Origin of the sequence: Oceanobacillus sp. FSL K6-3682, from assembly GCF_037976165.1 — a bacterium.
Classification (GTDB): domain Bacteria; phylum Bacillota; class Bacilli; order Bacillales; family Amphibacillaceae; genus Oceanobacillus; species Oceanobacillus sojae.
On the sequence record NZ_CP150263.1, the window covers coordinates 3,947,032 to 3,961,912 of the forward strand.

General features: G+C 34.9%; 16 protein-coding genes. 2 read left to right on the top strand and 14 right to left on the bottom strand.

Going from position 1 to position 14,881, the window contains the following annotated elements; genetic code table 11:
• Positions 1-3: 3 nt before the first annotated feature.
• The 6 genes from MHH51_RS19295 to MHH51_RS19320 all read right to left on the bottom strand — a co-directional run bounded on the left by MHH51_RS19295 (position 4) and on the right by MHH51_RS19320 (position 5,987).
• Complete coding sequence (locus tag MHH51_RS19295; protein ID WP_339283042.1) at positions 4-831, bottom strand: PTS system mannose/fructose/sorbose family transporter subunit IID; 828 nt, start codon at positions 829-831, stop codon at positions 4-6.
• Positions 815-1,603, bottom strand: coding sequence for a PTS mannose/fructose/sorbose/N-acetylgalactosamine transporter subunit IIC (locus MHH51_RS19300; RefSeq protein ID WP_147210024.1), 789 nt, complete (start codon positions 1,601-1,603; stop codon positions 815-817). The genes MHH51_RS19295 and MHH51_RS19300 overlap by 17 nt, the downstream gene beginning before the upstream one ends.
• 17 nt (positions 1,604-1,620) lie before the next feature.
• Positions 1,621-2,091 (bottom strand): PTS sugar transporter subunit IIB, encoded by a 471-nt coding sequence (locus MHH51_RS19305; protein WP_339283043.1) that lies wholly within the window; start codon positions 2,089-2,091, stop codon positions 1,621-1,623.
• Positions 2,092-2,108: 17 nt separating this feature from the next.
• Positions 2,109-2,528 (bottom strand): PTS mannose transporter subunit IIA, encoded by a 420-nt coding sequence (locus MHH51_RS19310; RefSeq protein WP_147210022.1) that lies wholly within the window; start codon positions 2,526-2,528, stop codon positions 2,109-2,111.
• A gap of 73 nt (positions 2,529-2,601) precedes the next feature.
• A complete protein-coding gene (locus MHH51_RS19315) occupies positions 2,602-5,376 on the bottom strand; it encodes a sigma 54-interacting transcriptional regulator (RefSeq protein WP_339283046.1) in 2,775 nt (924 codons plus the stop codon).
• A gap of 425 nt (positions 5,377-5,801) precedes the next feature.
• On the bottom strand, positions 5,802-5,987 hold the full coding sequence (locus MHH51_RS19320) for a hypothetical protein (RefSeq protein ID WP_339283048.1): 186 nt from the start codon (positions 5,985-5,987) through the stop codon (positions 5,802-5,804).
• Between the two features lie 202 nt (positions 5,988-6,189).
• On the opposite strand from MHH51_RS19320, the gene MHH51_RS19325 reads away from it, so the two are divergent.
• Both MHH51_RS19325 and MHH51_RS19330 read left to right on the top strand, forming a co-directional pair.
• Positions 6,190-6,519 carry a hypothetical protein gene (locus MHH51_RS19325; protein ID WP_339283050.1) on the top strand — a complete coding sequence of 110 codons (330 nt, stop codon included), beginning with the start codon at positions 6,190-6,192 and terminating at the stop codon, positions 6,517-6,519.
• 138 nt (positions 6,520-6,657) lie between these two features.
• Complete coding sequence (locus MHH51_RS19330) at positions 6,658-7,248, top strand: transposase (protein WP_339283052.1); 591 nt, start codon at positions 6,658-6,660, stop codon at positions 7,246-7,248.
• A 214-nt stretch (positions 7,249-7,462) separates the two neighbouring features.
• Here the strand turns inward: MHH51_RS19330 and MHH51_RS19335 are convergent, their stop codons facing one another.
• Genes MHH51_RS19335 through MHH51_RS19370 form a run of 8 tightly spaced genes read right to left on the bottom strand, consistent with a single transcriptional unit; the run spans position 7,463 to position 14,852 of the window.
• On the bottom strand, positions 7,463-8,800 hold the full coding sequence (locus MHH51_RS19335) for an amidohydrolase (protein WP_339283053.1): 1,338 nt from the start codon (positions 8,798-8,800) through the stop codon (positions 7,463-7,465).
• A 3-nt stretch (positions 8,801-8,803) separates the two neighbouring features.
• Entirely contained in the window at positions 8,804-9,757 is a 954-nt protein-coding gene (locus tag MHH51_RS19340; protein ID WP_339283054.1) for a nucleoside hydrolase, read from the bottom strand.
• Between the two features lie 18 nt (positions 9,758-9,775).
• Positions 9,776-10,408 (bottom strand): ECF transporter S component, encoded by a 633-nt coding sequence (locus MHH51_RS19345; RefSeq protein WP_156985038.1) that lies wholly within the window; start codon positions 10,406-10,408, stop codon positions 9,776-9,778.
• Between the two features lie 43 nt (positions 10,409-10,451).
• Positions 10,452-11,387, bottom strand: coding sequence for a ribokinase (rbsK, locus tag MHH51_RS19350; protein WP_339283057.1), 936 nt, complete (start codon positions 11,385-11,387; stop codon positions 10,452-10,454).
• A complete protein-coding gene (locus tag MHH51_RS19355) occupies positions 11,384-12,208 on the bottom strand; it encodes an ABC transporter ATP-binding protein (RefSeq protein ID WP_339283059.1) in 825 nt (274 codons plus the stop codon). The genes rbsK and MHH51_RS19355 overlap by 4 nt, the downstream gene beginning before the upstream one ends.
• 14 nt (positions 12,209-12,222) lie before the next feature.
• Positions 12,223-13,074, bottom strand: a complete 852-nt coding sequence (locus tag MHH51_RS19360) for an ABC transporter ATP-binding protein (protein WP_339283061.1) — start codon at positions 13,072-13,074, stop codon at positions 12,223-12,225.
• Positions 13,065-13,820 carry an energy-coupling factor transporter transmembrane component T gene (locus MHH51_RS19365; RefSeq protein ID WP_339283063.1) on the bottom strand — a complete coding sequence of 252 codons (756 nt, stop codon included), beginning with the start codon at positions 13,818-13,820 and terminating at the stop codon, positions 13,065-13,067. Before MHH51_RS19365 ends, MHH51_RS19360 begins: the two co-directional genes overlap by 10 nt.
• A gap of 57 nt (positions 13,821-13,877) precedes the next feature.
• Entirely contained in the window at positions 13,878-14,852 is a 975-nt protein-coding gene (locus MHH51_RS19370) for a LacI family DNA-binding transcriptional regulator (RefSeq protein ID WP_339283065.1), read from the bottom strand.
• Positions 14,853-14,881: the final 29 nt, after the last annotated feature.

Sequence of the window (14,881 nt, forward strand, 5' to 3'; positions counted from 1 at the left end):
TCCTTAAAATATCCCAATCCAAGCGCCCAAGATACCAACTACAGCCATTCCTCCAATAATTGATAAAGGTTTCACTTCTTTCTTTAATAAATAGAAAACGATACCAAAAGCAGCTAATGGTAATAATTGAGGCATAATATCATCCAAAATGCTTTGAATCGTAACTGCCTCTTCCCCACTACCTATGGAAAGCGGAATAGTAATATCTATCATCGAAGCAGTCATTGCTCCAACAACTACTAATCCAATAATTGATGCTCCTAAAGTCAAGCTATCCATCATACCGTTACTTTGAATTTTCTTCAAAAAACCAGTGCCTAGTTTATACCCCCAACCTGTAAATAAATAACGTAATACAACGTGTGGAATGTTAAAAATTAATATGAATAAAATTGGACCTAATATATTTCCTTGTAATGCAAGTGAGGTTCCTACACCAGTTGCGATCAATCGTAATGTTCCCCAAAAGAACGAATCTCCTATTCCAGCCAGCGGTCCCATTAATGAAGTTTTTATACTATCAATCGCTTTTTCGTCGAATTTCTTATCTAAACGGTTTTCCTCTTCCATAGCTGCGTTAATTCCTAAAATCAGCGTTACAATATGAGGCGTTGTATTGAAAAATTCTAAATGCCGTTTTAAAGCGGAAGCCATTTCCTCTTTTGTCTGATAAAGTTTCCTCAGGATTGGAATCATTGCATAAACATAGGCCATATTCATTTGACGTTCATAATGCCAAGAAAACTCCATCTGAAAAGAACGCCAAAAAACTTTGTTTAAGTCTTTTTTTGTTATTAGTGATTTTTCTTTTGGATCAGAAGTCTTCATCATCAAGGACCTCCCCATCTGTTGTCTGAGCAGATTGCTCATTCTTTTTTGTGAAATTCATGATATTAACAATAATTACTGCTAAAATAGCTCCAAATATAGCAATTCCGGTAATAGGAATATCTAAGTAAGCTACAATAATAAACCCTAAAAAGAAATAAGGAGCGACACTTTTATTAATTAATAATCTCGCTAACATAGCGAATCCTAAAGCAGGAATAATTCCTGTAGCAACAGTTAGACCGGTTTGAACAAATTCTGGTATCACATTCAAAAATGACTGTACAGCATTATTTCCGATAGAATAAGAAATAGATACGATTAACGCCAACATGAGAGAAAGTCCGAATCCTGCAATTAAATGCATTCGTTCTACTCCTTTGTAATTTCCCATCTCTGCATAACTATCTGCTTTATGATTCATTGTAGGAATTACCAACCCTAAATAGATATTTTTTAAAATCAAAGTCAATGTAGCAATTGGCAACCCTAGTAATAGCGCTGTTTCAGTTCCTGCGCCTGCCGTAATAGCAAAAGCTGTTCCTAGAATTCCTCCAGTTACGACATCAGGTGGGATAGAAGCTCCAACTGAAAACGAACCTATAAAAGCCAGTTCTAAAGTGGCTCCCATTATGATACCTGTTTTAATATCTCCTAGTGCAATTCCAGTAAATAACCCTGTTACAATTGGGCGAGATAACAAAGAAGTTCCTAGTGCATATTCGGATTGAGCAATAAATGCTATAACCCCAAGAAGGACTGCTTGTAAAATCACTTAATTTCATCCTTTCTTTAAAAAGCGTCTAGCGCCTTAATTTTTTTATCCGATGGCACTTGTCTAATTTCCACCTCTACTCCGCTGTCTACTAATTCTTTAACCAGCTCTTCTTCTTCTTTAGTAATATTAATTGCCTTTGAAATATTTCTTGTACCTTCTCGAATTTTCATACCGCCTAAATTTATTTCTTGAATTTCTGGATAGGCTTTTGACAGCTTATATGCATCTTCTACAGATTCAACGACAATAAATAACTTATATTTATCCGTTACACCGCTTTGCAAAGCTTTAATAGAGTCGTTAATATTTTTTATGACTAATTTCACGCCTTGTGGCTTTGCTAATTTAATCGTCGTTTTTCTGATATCATTTTCTGGTACATCGTCATTTGCAACCAGAATGCAATCTGTACCCAGGCTCTGCGTCCAAGAAAATGCCACTTGTCCATGTAGTAGACGGTGATCTACTCGCAATAATTTAATCATTCTTATTTCCTCCCTTTTTAGAAATCCTCTTCTTCACTTTCCTTATGGATTGTTTCATTGCAAAATTGAATCATTTCCTTTGAGTTATTTAAAGAATCCTTGATTAATCCCGGAATGGATTTTGCTGTTGTAAATTGAGTTACAATTTCAATTAACCAAGGTAAATTCATTCCTGATGCAAGATAGAAATTTGGTGTATATATATATTTCAAAAATTCATTATTCACACTCCCCCCAAATATATCTGTGATAACGATTAATTCTTTACCCCGGTTTTCTCTCATTAATTTCTCAACTTCTGAAGCTAAGTCATAATTTGCTTTTACATAAGCATCCAGAGTGATAATATTACTGTTTTTACCGCAAATTAATTCTAAAGAGCTTAAAATTCCTGACGCAAACTTTCCGTGACTAGCCAAAACTAATTTTCTTTCCATCCTTTTTTCACCTCACTTACACTTATATAAAGCAAAAAGCGTGCCAACTTTAGTGGCACGCTTTGTTTACCTATTAAAAATCTTCGTTAACGATTGAAAAATCAAGTTTTTGAAAGAGAATATCATAAATATATTTTAATTCTGAATTTGGTATTTTGACACTGTAATCTTCTTCTATGACACTGAATGCTTCTTTTATTCTGACAAGCTGTTCTTCCCGACACTCTTCATCGATGTCATTTCCACTATAGATTTCAATTGGAACATTACGAATTAACCGTTCAATCAAACAGCTGACATGCACATATAGAGCAAGCTTTCTCTCATTTGAAATTTTTTGTCCAGTTAACTCCTCTAGTATTCGCATAAATAATTCGATTTCTGCCATTACCTTATCCGTGTCTAATATTGTTACAGAATCTATTACTTTTTCAAGTGAAAAGTTGCGGATTAATCGGTCGTTAAATTGTTCTGCCTGCTCATCATCTAGACTTTTCATTAGCCATTCTCTTAGATGCAGTGTACCTTCTCCAGAAATTAATTCTTCAAGAGATAAATAAGGAATATCCCGAATCATCGGGTTTGCAGTTCCTACAATTCCAACAACTTCATAAAGTGAAAAAACAGTCTCTTTTTCTTTTTGATCATGCAGTGTTTGATAATCGTAAGGAAGCACCTTTAGCGGACTATTTACTGGTAAACTTTTTTCAAGAAGGTTACTAATTTTTGTTGCTGTACCGATTCCGGTAAAGCATGTAGTTAATAACGCTTTATTTTTATTTTTTTGTGGATAAATTATCTTCCAGTCTGGTTGATTATCTTCAAATGAATGAACCGCTACTTCAGACAGGTTCATATTTTTCTGGATATTTTCCCCTATAGCTATTGCCAGAGGGGTGGTTATATTATTCATAATCATAACGGGAACGGATAATTGTTGTGGAAAATATTCATATATTGCTTTTAATGACCCCATATCCACCAAAATAACAAGGCCATTGCTCACATCATTTTTTTCAGTATAATCAACTATTTCCTCAGCGATTTTTTGTGGCGTAGTATCAATCGGCATATCAAACGATTCAAAAATGTTTTTACCTAATAAGCGATTGGCCACGTTAGCGATACTGCTTGCAGTTGCATAGCCATGGGCAACAATAATTGCTTTTGCAAAATTGGATTCCCGGGATAAACCTAATTGCCTGAAGTAAAGAGTCAGTAAAATTAAATCCATATCAAATACTTCAATATCCAACCTGGGTTTAATGATAGATAGCATTCTTTCTGTATACTGAAATAGCATAGGATATGCTTGAATGACTGCTTGCTTAAATTCTTTGATTAAAGTTTGTACTTCCACATCATCAGGCTGCCAGCGGACGGAACTTCTTTGGAATAAATAGTAACTAACGGCATAGACACTATTACCATTAAATATAATCTGATAAGAGGTCTCCATCTGTTTTAACGTATCACGCACATATTGAGTCATGAATAATAATAATTCGTGTTTCTTTTCTCGATCTGTTTCAAATATTAAAAAATCAAATAAATTTTCTACCTCATTTTTTATATCTTCACCAATAACTGTAATATTGGATCCCGACTTCTTAAAGCTGGCCAGTAAACGTTCATATGTGCGAATAATTCGCAGCTCTTGAGGATTTTTTTTCGTTGATAAACTTTCTATACTTGTGGTTTCATCAATTTTTATATTTTCTTCCATAGCTGCATTCGTTTTCAAAGCAGCTTTTGCTAATAAATCAGGAGGTAAGTGATAAATAGTAATATAGATATTATTGGCATCTTTTTGCTCAGAAAATGCTTTTGCTACCGTTACTTTCACTACATTTTTCAGCTTACCGATATTCCCCTGATGAGGAGTAGTTTTTAATAAGTGCAAAACTTGACTGCTCACTAATAAGACTTTTTTAATTTTTGATCTTTCTTTTATTAAAAAATCATATATCATCTCTAAACGTTCATTTTGTGTTCGCTGCTCCAAAGGGGGTAATTCTATTTGAACAGGAATACGACGAATAAACGTGGACAAAAAGACACTATTTAAATCTTCGGTAGTTGCAAAGAATAATCTTGTATTGACCTTACGCGGATTATTCGTTTCACCCATTCGATAAATTATCCCTTGATCAAGATATGTAAATAGTTTTTCCTGCCCCTCTGCGTTTAATCGGTGAACTTCATCTAAAAACAAAATTCCGCCATTTGCTTCTTCAAAAATACCTCTATGATCTTCATCTGCGCCCGTAAAAGCTCCCTTGACATGTCCAAATAAATGGCTAGTTAAAAGTTCAGGGTTATTAGCATACTGAGCACAATTTAAAGTAATCATTCGCGCATCTTCCTTAATTAAATCATTTGCTAAACAGAAGTGATAGACGATTTTCACCATATAGCTTTTACCTGTCCCGCTTTCTCCAGTCAATAACACTGGTAAGCCATTTTCCGGATAGTAAAGTGCTGTCTTTAATTGTTCTATACTCCTTGCCAAACTTGCATCACTTCCAATTAAAAATGAAAATATATCCTTCTTTTTTTGAAATAAAGGCTGCTCTTCTTTTAATTCATCTAAACTATGATATATACTTTTGGATAGCGTATAGAATTGTGTTTCAAAAGCATTCTTATGAAAAAAGTAAACCGGACGTGTATTTATTTTAATGACACTTCCCTGTTCATTTAATTGATTTAGATAGTGACTCACCGTATTTCTTTTTAAATTAAATTGCTCCCCTATTATTTTTGAAGTAAATATTTCACTAATATTGTCTAAATCTAAGAAAGCTGTCTGGTTTTCTAAGTAATTTATTAATTCTTCTTTAATCATACGTTCCACCTCCTCTTCATAATTAAACAAACGCTTACAAAAGTCAATATGCAGAGAATATTTGTATTAAAAGAGAGTATATGTATCATAAGTACTTTCCTCACGGGCGTTTTCAGCACCCGCTACTACAACATCCAACGGTAATGATATATAGAAACCTAGCACTCCATCCTGTTGCCAAAGATTAATTTTCTCGTGCTGATTGCTATAAAGGTAGCTGCAATAAGTACAGCTAAAACAGGTGAAAATCTATCAAAGCTCCTTTTACAATATAATAGATATTATTAGCAATATCATTTTTAAGCGAGTGTTATCTATCTGCCAATATAAATCAACTATATCAATACTTACCCAAAGACCATTAATCCATTAATAGCCTAATAATTTATCATGAGTAGTCTCCACTACGTCTTCTTTGTGTAAATTTAAGATAATGTTGCTTCTTTTCTACGAGCTGCATCCGGATCACTGATAATCACTCTACCCCGCTGAAGTTTAGCAACTATCAGATGAAGCAGTCCAATTATACCTGTTCCTATAATCAGGACATCATTTCCAAGCTGGATTTTACTGCGAGCTACACTGTACACAACACAACGGATGTTCATCATCCATGAAAAACTACCCTCTGTTACTTGTTAAATTCAAGTAAAGAGGTAGTTCAGTTATAATAGAATGCGATATATTATTTTTCACTTACTTTAATTATTCTGAATTTATAATCAATTTTATAAAAAAACCATAAAAAAGTGCTCCAAACTTTGGTAGAATAGGGCTAACCGGTCCAAATAAACCAAAAGAAAGGGGCACCTTATGGTGAATAATTACACCACATATAACACGAGTATTGGAAATATTTTTATTGAACCAACATTGGAACACGCTGCCTCTTTTGGAGGAATCTTGCCTCTTCTCGACTGTGTTCAGAAAATGCAGCTGAAACAGAAATTGGACGACCGGTTAACAGCTGGTACACAAGAAGGCATTTTCTCTCTTCCAAACGTTGCGCTCATCCTGATTTTAGGACGTATACTGGGAATAGAACGAATCTTTCATTTTGAAGGCATAGAAAACGAAATCATGTTGAACGTTTCTTTCAATGGGATAAACTTCCTGATTACACGACCTACTACAACGATTTGAATCTATTTGAAAAGCAAGAAGATACAGAAGGGCTGGTAGATACCAATAAGGAGTTAACAAAGCGAATCTTGTCTCAACAAGACCGTGTCATTCTTGTTTTTGATTCCTTGATGTATACGATTTACGGAAATCAAGAAGGTGCAGAGGTCGGGTTTAACGCTGTCCATCCCGGAAAGAAAAGCTTCCATCCCTTATATGTGTCTGTATGAGGGTACCAAAATAATCGAATGGATGGAAATCGAGCATCAAGCCCAGACGTGGTTCAAACCACGCCGGGTAGTACTTATCAGGACGGCAGAAGCAAGCGATTTTGAAGAACCTTATCTCAGCGAAGAATTTCTTTTGGGGTATCAATCACTTGTCACGAATATAGAAGATGCCGGAGATGAGATTTGGCAATTTTATAACCATCGAGCCTGTATGGAAAATCACATTAAAGAATCCAAAACGGGCTTTGGATCTGATCAGGTATCTGAGGATGCCTTATATGCCAATACCGCAGATCTGCGGCTAAAAATGATGGATTATAATGTCTATCTTTTATTTACTCAAGAGATTTGTCAGTCCGCCTACTCCAAGTTCACGATTTCCAGATTCAGAAGAGTATTTTTTAACATACCAGCTGTTCTAACGACGCATGCACGACGATGGAAATTAAAATTGGACAATACATTTTCCCGATTTTCTATTTGGATGAAAATGCTTCAAAAAGTGCATCAGTTAGAATAATAAAATCCCAGTTAAATATTGGAAAGACAAGCCTGTTATATGGGGAAGGGGAGTTTGTGCGCTTTTGGGAGGTATAAGCCGTATCGGATTAAAAATTATCACCATTTGTGGATTATAATGGAATTAAAGTAAAAATTAAGCCTGTGAATAAGTGGTGTTATCCACAGGCTCGAAATGCAGGGCAGGATAAATTAAAAATAGAACTTCTAATTAATTATAATCCCGCTTTTTGAATAGTAGATTTCATCCTTCGTTTACTTTCATACATAATACGTTCTTCATCCAATGTAAGGACTTCCCGGTTTTTCATAACAACTTCCCCATTGATGATGACATCTTCAACATCTCTACTTGTGACAGATTCAACAATCATACCAATTAAATTATTGGTAGGAGTTATATGGGGCTGATTGATATCAATCAAAGTCAGATCCGCTTTATTTCCAACGGATATCTCCCCTTTTACATTTTCAAACTGTAATGCTTCTGCTCCACCGACAGTAATCATTTTAATTAGTTCTTTTGCAGGTAAAACAACTGGATCAAAAACTGGTATCCCCCAATAAGCATGTAAACCGGCACGAAACACTCGAATTTCATCAAACAAACTCAAATTAGATGAAGAAGCACCATCGCTACCGATTCCAATCGGCATACCCATTTCAATCATTCTAGGCGTTTTTGGAAAACCATGTGATGTAAAGTTTACTCTTGGACAATGTACAATTTTTACCTTTCTTTCATTTAAAAGTTCCAATTCTCTTTCAGAATAAACAACATTGTGCGCTGTTAATAGATTCGGACCAAGTGCTCCTAGAGAATCCAAGTATTCAACTGGTCGCATTTGATAATTCTCTAAACAATACCTTACTTCATCCTTATGCTCGGCGAGGTGCGCATGCAAGCCCGTATTATATTTTCTTGCTAAGTCAGCTGCCTGCTCAATTAATTCAGGAGAACATGACATCACTTGCCGAATTCCAAACCAAATATGGATACGATCATCACCAGCACCATTATATTCTTTATAAAGGTTTTCAATGTCTGTAAGTATTGTTTCTGCGGGCTGCTTCATCGAATCGGGCAGAAAGTCTCCAATATCTATAGAAGATTTTGTGATTGCAGAGCGCATCCCTGACTCCATAACCGCTTGTGCGACCTTATGCATATGAACCCCACCAGCGTCGGCAAAAGCAGTGGTTCCCGATTTTATCATTTCCAAACAACTCATTTGTGCACTAACATATGCATCATCTTCATTTAAGTTTCCTTCAAACGGAACTAAAATCCGGGACCAAATCATTGGATATTCATCCATTGTACGCCCTTTTAATAATTGTTGGTTGGTATGAGTATGAGCATCTACTAGGCCTGGCATACAAAGTTTATTTTTTCCATCAATAACATTCTGTGGACTATATTTCTCTTTTAATATTGAAGTATCTCCCACTTCAATAATTTCCGTATGGTCGATAGCTATCGATTGATTTTCGATAATCTCAAAATCTGGATTAATATAACTGCATTTTTCTATTAAAAGATGGATTTTCAATTGTTACACCCTTTCCGGACTTTTAATTGATAATAGGTGATCTACTTTAGTAAAGAAATCTTCCATAAACGTTTTCGAATCAATTTGAAAGCACACGTCTACATTAGGCTTTTCATTTGTTTCTATGTTTAGATTCTCAACTGTTCTTCCTAAAGTCTCTTCGCTTAAATCAACTTCCAAATTCATTGGTACCGTTTGAACAAGTTCAGGGTAAATAGCTACCCCAACCGCTAATGGATCATGTAACGCACATCCTTTTAGATAAGGGTGTATTTTTTTATACGCGTTTAAATAAAATTGCGTAAAATCAACAAAAAAATCTGCTGAAGAAGTTCTGAATTGTTTCCATTTTTCCACGTCACCTTGCGTTAATAATGTTTTCCTTGTAACATCTAAACCAACCAAAGTAATAGGGAGCTTGGATTTAAATACAAAGTCTGCTGATTCAGGGTCAATTAATATATTTGCCTCTGCAAATTTACTGGCATTTCCCGGCGTAGCAACCGCTCCGCCCATCGTAACTATCCTTCCTACAGAATGCATTACTTCAGGTGAACGGTTGATTGCTCTGGCTAAGTTAGTCAATGGTCCAGTGGTAATAATTGTTAAGTCATGATTATATTTTTTAGTACTTTCAATAATAAAATCAGTGGCATCTAATATGCATTTTCCAGTTTCATTAACAGCCCCTAATGTATTTCCAAGCCCATCTTTCCCATGAATTCTTCCATTATAAACCCGAGTTCGTTTTTTTGGAGCAGTAGCCCCTTTATATACTGGTACATCCTTATTTAAGACATTTAATATATGCTTCGTATTTCTACATGTATATTCTACTGGAGCCATGCCATAAGAAGAGGTAATCCCCAACAGCTCAACATCAGGCTGTGCAACAGCATATGATATAGCTAGAGCATCATCAATTCCAGTATCCACATCTAAAATAACTTTTTTCATCCAATCACCCCAAACAATTTATTTGGCAATTTGCTTTTTATTAACTGCATACTTATTTCTTTTTTTCTGAATAAAACTGTCCCCATAATTCATTTTAGATAAATATCGATCAGACATTTTCTTAACGATAAAATAAGCAATCAATACAGATAAAATTTTATCGACGCTATTTATTAAAATAGAACTAGAGAAAACAGAAGTCCAAATATCCTGCGTCGAAGCCAAGAAAACTCCAGTAACTGTATCAATTGATTTACCTGTAGCACCTCCGAAAACCATTACTGAAATAGGGGATCCAATAATCACAGCTGCTAGCGTAATCATGACACCAGAAACAATTGTTGTCCATAATCTCTTAAACATTCCACATCTGGACAAATATCCAATCAATAACCCAACCGATATCGATACCGGGGCAAAAAATAAACTTGTGGGATTTGTCAGCGAAGTTATCAAGTTTGTCGCCAAACCGGTTGTAGCTCCTACCCAAGGACCAGCAATCATTGATACTACTACTGTTCCAATCACATCAAAGTGAATTGGTAATTTTAATAACTGTACTACCTGACTACTTACAAAGTTAAGCGCAACACCCACCGGAATTAATAAAATAGCTAATAACGTAAAATCATGCATTAAACCTCTTTTCATAACTTGTACCTCCCTATTTTAATTTTTTCTACATTAAATTCTGTTATCTATTAAAGCTACTTTCTTCTTTTTCCTTGAAAAATGCCTTAAACTCTTTTCTGGTAGGAATGGCTGGCTGTGCTCCATGTTTTGTTACTGCAATGGCTGATGCCTTTACTGCAAATTCAATCGCTTCTATATCATTTAAACCCTCCGATTTCGCAACAGCATACGCCCCGATAAATGTATCCCCGGCACCGGTTGTATCAGTTGCAGAAACCGTTAAAGCAGGAATATGTTTGTATTCGGAACTACTGGCAAAAACGGCCCCTTTATCACCTAGCGTGATAATAACCTTCTTTATTCCTTTATTAAGCAAATAATTAACTTTACTAACCAAGCCTTGTTCTTCACTAACATAATCTTTACTTAGAAATTCTAATTCAACCTCATTTACAATAAGCGTATGAACTTCCCTTATTATTTTGTCATTAATAACTCTGGCCGGAGCAGCATTTAAAATTACTTTGCATCCATTTAAACCGGAGGCTAAATCTATTACATCTTCTACAATTTCTTCTTGGATCTCTTGCTGTAATAATAGATAGGAACTTTCTCTCAAATCAGGAAGACTGGCATTAATATCCTCTTTTGTTATTTCCTCATTAGCACCGGGTACATAAGTTATCGTATTATCCCCTTTATGGTTTACATTGATAAAAGTTTTGCCAGTATCACCTTCTTTTTTTATATTTTGTGTTTTAACTCCTACTTTTGCTAAACTCTCAATTAGTACATCACCATATTTATCCTTCCCTACTTTGCCGATCATCTCGACATGTCCACCCAATTTGGCAGCGGCAACAGCCTGATTCGCTCCTTTTCCGCCAGGAGATATATGAAAATCCATTGCTCGTATGGTTTCACCAACTTTAGGAAAATCAAAAACATTAGAAATAAAGTCTATATTCAAGCTTCCTACTATTGAAATTTTCCTCATACAGTAGCTCCTTCTTTTTTATTACTAAACACATGTTCAACAAACTCATCAATGGATAAAATAGTATTTCCCATATTCATATCATTTGCTAATTCACTAATATAAGGCTGTTTAATATTGGACTGTTCTATGACATTATTATCCCAAAAAATCTCTCTTTTAGTTTTATCTGCAATAATCTGCTTGTTTGCCATGACAATAACGCGCTCAAAATTACTAACGACAAATTCCATATCATGGGTGATAGTAATAACCGTTTTATTTTTTTCTTGTAAATAATCAATTAATTTAGCTATTTGCATCATACCGACATGATCTTGTCCAGCTGTTGGCTCATCCAGGATCACAACATCTACATCCATTACTAAGACACATGCAATAGTTACAAATTTCCTTGTTGAGAAAGGCAGGTTATAAGGATTCTCATCAAGAAACCCATCAATACCGACTAATTCTGCAACATTATAGACTCTGCTTGAAATTTCGTCTTCAGAGAGACCAATTGTCTTGGGTCCATAGGCAATCTCACTATATACATCACTATGGAAAATCTGATCATCCGGATTCTGAAAAACATAGCCGACATGTCTGGAAATCTGTGCAGTCGTATAATCCTTCGTGTTTAATCCATCTATCACGATATCTCCTTTTGTCGGTTTCAATAGGCCATTCATCATTTTAACAGTAGTAGTTTTTCCAGCTCCATTTTGACCGACAATAGCTAACTTTTCCCCTTTTTCTATTGATGCAGATATTTTGTGAACAGCCGTAAACTCATTTGGGTAGGTAAAACTAACATCTTTTATTTGAATAAAACTCATCGTCTATATGCCTCCTATCTCTGTAACCATTTACTAATCTCCAACTCAGCCTGCGATTTATTTATAGGAATCTGATTAAATCTCGGATCTTTTCTATTCATTTCTATACCTAATAGAGCGTATTGAGGGAGGCCCGCATCATATTCCAGCACTTTCGGCATCGACAAAACTTCATCAACTTTTCCATCCAGCACAATTTCACCGTCATTCATAACAAAAACATAGTCTGAATGCTCAGCAATTAATTCAAGCTTATGTTCCACTAGAATAATAGTTTTCCCTTGTTCTTTTAAAAATTTAATGATTTCAAAAATATCCTTTGTTCCTTTTGGATCAAGTTGGGAAGTGGGTTCATCAATTACTAAAATATCTGGATCCATTACAATAACAGCAGCAAAAGCTACTCTTTGCTTTTGTCCACCTGAAAGCTCGTATGGATTTTTGTCAGCCAGATCTCCTATTCCTAATAAATCAATAATCTGCTCTACTCTTTTTTTTATGTCATCAATATCTACTCCAAGGTTCTCTAAACCATACGCAATTTCGTCAAAGACAGTATCTTTTACTCCACTTATTTGCGTGAATGGATTTTGAAAAATAAATCCAATTTTACTAGCTAAATCACTCATATCCCATTCTCGAATATCTTTTCCTTCAATTAGAAGTTCTCCATCTAATTCACCTCTATGGAAATGAGGAATAAACCCGCGGATAACATTACATAAGGTCGTTTTCCCAGCCCCATTTTTCCCTATAATGGAATAAAGTTCACCTCGCTGAATAGAAAAATTCACATTTTTTAGAGTAGATTGACCATCATTAATTGGATATTTGTAATTAATATTTTTGGCTTGTATCAATTCCAAATCAGTACCCTCCCTACAGCTAGAAAAATGATGAATATAATTACTAAAATTTGAATGGACATATCTGTTTTTGTTTTATGAAGTTTATGAAGACTCGTTTTTTTACCTTTTGTTGAAAATGCTCTAGTTTCTAAGGTAATTGCTCTTTCTTCTGTATTAGCAATAGAACTTAACACCAGTGGACCTAAGACAGGTACAAAGGCTTTTGTTCTAGTTAATAGAGAACCCTCCGTTTCTACCCCTCTTGCCTTTTGAGCATCCATAATAACTTTAGATCGCTTACTTATTTCAGGTATAAATTGAAAAGTAGCAAGAATAGCATATGAAAATTTAGTTGACATCCCTACCTTTTCAAGAGCCTGGCTAATATCCCGGATAGAAGTAATTCTAAAAAATAAAAGAAAAGCAGATGCAATGGCTACGATTCTAGATGTCAAAGTAAGACTGAGCATAACGCCTTCCTCTTTAATTGAAATAATCCCCCAGCTCCAAAGTATCTCTTCTCCAGGTGCAATAACCGATTGTATAATAAAGATAAATAAAACGAGCAGCACTAATCCTTTAACTATTAAATTGAGAAATTGCTTTGCTACTCCTGCTATTAAAGCAATCACAATACATAAGGGTAACATCATATAAGCATAGAGATAACTGGGCACTAAAAAGATCGAAATAGTTATAAACAGGGGCAGCATAAATTTTGTTGATGGATATAAATTAAGAATAAAATTTCCATTATTCGGCAAGATATTTTCCTCCTTTTTAACTTGTAACGGGTTACATTTTATTAATAAAAAGAATAATCAACCAATAGTTGTACTTCTTTTCACATAATTTATTGGCATACATATAGACGTTTGCTCAACACTTTTCTTATTGGCCAGAGCTAATAAAAGTTTAGTAGCCTCTTTACCTAATTCATATATTGGTTGCTGTATTGTGCTTAAAGAAGGCGTTATTAGCCCTCCAATTTCGATTCCATCAAAACCGATTATTTGCAAGTCATCTGGAATACGTATACCTCTTAACATTGCTTCTTTTAGCAAAGCAATCCCAATCTGATCATTTCCAACAAATACGGAATCGACCTCAGGGTTTTCATCCAAAAGTCGACCAGCGACTACAATAGAATGCTTAAAATCAAACTCGCTTTCATATGTTATAGCAGTCGTTTTTTGCTTTTTTAGGAAATCATGAAATCCTCTCGATCTTTCCTTAGCAGTGATAAGATTAGATGGTCCACTAATTTCACCGAATACCTTCCCTCCATTTTCAAAAAGGGTTTGCGCCGCTAATTTCCCTCCTTCATAATTATCTACATAAACACAAGGTATCTCTTTACCCTTACTTCTATCTAATGCAACAACAGGCATATGGAGTCCTTTAAAATTATCGCTATTTTCAGATATAGAAGTAACAAGCAATCCATCTACATGATTTTGGGATAAAGTTTCAACATAATCTTTTTCTTTTTCACTATTTCCGTCAGAATTACAAAGAATAACTCTGTAGCCGTAATGTCTTGCAGTATCTTCTACGGCCCTTGCTACTTCAGGAAAAAACGGGTTACTAATATCTGGGATAATTAACCCTATACTATATGATTGTTTCTTAAAAAGCGTCTTAGCAACAGCATTAGGTTTATAATTTAATTCTTTAATTGCTTGTAAAACTTTTTTCTTCGTTGTAGATTTAACTTTATTTGAATTGTTTAGAACCCTGGAAACCGTTGCAACAGACACTCCAGAATACTTAGAAACATCTCTAATTGTTGTCATTTCCGTCCTCCCAACTTTGTAACCGGTTA

What these genes read in the sequence shown, in the direction of transcription:
- MHH51_RS19310 (WP_147210022.1), bottom strand. Translation starts at nt 2,528, where the DNA reads ATGGAAAGAAAATTAGTTTTGGCTAGTCACGGAAAGTTTGCGTCAGGA.
- MHH51_RS19320 (WP_339283048.1), bottom strand. Translation starts at nt 5,987, where the DNA reads ATGATGAACATCCGTTGTGTTGTGTACAGTGTAGCTCGCAGTAAAATC.
- MHH51_RS19295 (WP_339283042.1), bottom strand. Translation starts at nt 831, where the DNA reads ATGATGAAGACTTCTGATCCAAAAGAAAAATCACTAATAACAAAAAAA.
- MHH51_RS19305 (WP_339283043.1), bottom strand. Translation starts at nt 2,091, where the DNA reads ATGATTAAATTATTGCGAGTAGATCACCGTCTACTACATGGACAAGTG.
- MHH51_RS19355 (WP_339283059.1), bottom strand. Translation starts at nt 12,208, where the DNA reads ATGAGTTTTATTCAAATAAAAGATGTTAGTTTTACCTACCCAAATGAG.
- rbsK (WP_339283057.1), bottom strand. Translation starts at nt 11,387, where the DNA reads ATGAGGAAAATTTCAATAGTAGGAAGCTTGAATATAGACTTTATTTCT.
- MHH51_RS19345 (WP_156985038.1), bottom strand. Translation starts at nt 10,408, where the DNA reads ATGAAAAGAGGTTTAATGCATGATTTTACGTTATTAGCTATTTTATTA.
- MHH51_RS19370 (WP_339283065.1), bottom strand. Translation starts at nt 14,852, where the DNA reads ATGACAACAATTAGAGATGTTTCTAAGTATTCTGGAGTGTCTGTTGCA.
- MHH51_RS19325 (WP_339283050.1), top strand. Translation starts at nt 6,190, where the DNA reads ATGGTGAATAATTACACCACATATAACACGAGTATTGGAAATATTTTT.
- MHH51_RS19315 (WP_339283046.1), bottom strand. Translation starts at nt 5,376, where the DNA reads ATGATTAAAGAAGAATTAATAAATTACTTAGAAAACCAGACAGCTTTC.
- MHH51_RS19340 (WP_339283054.1), bottom strand. Translation starts at nt 9,757, where the DNA reads ATGAAAAAAGTTATTTTAGATGTGGATACTGGAATTGATGATGCTCTA.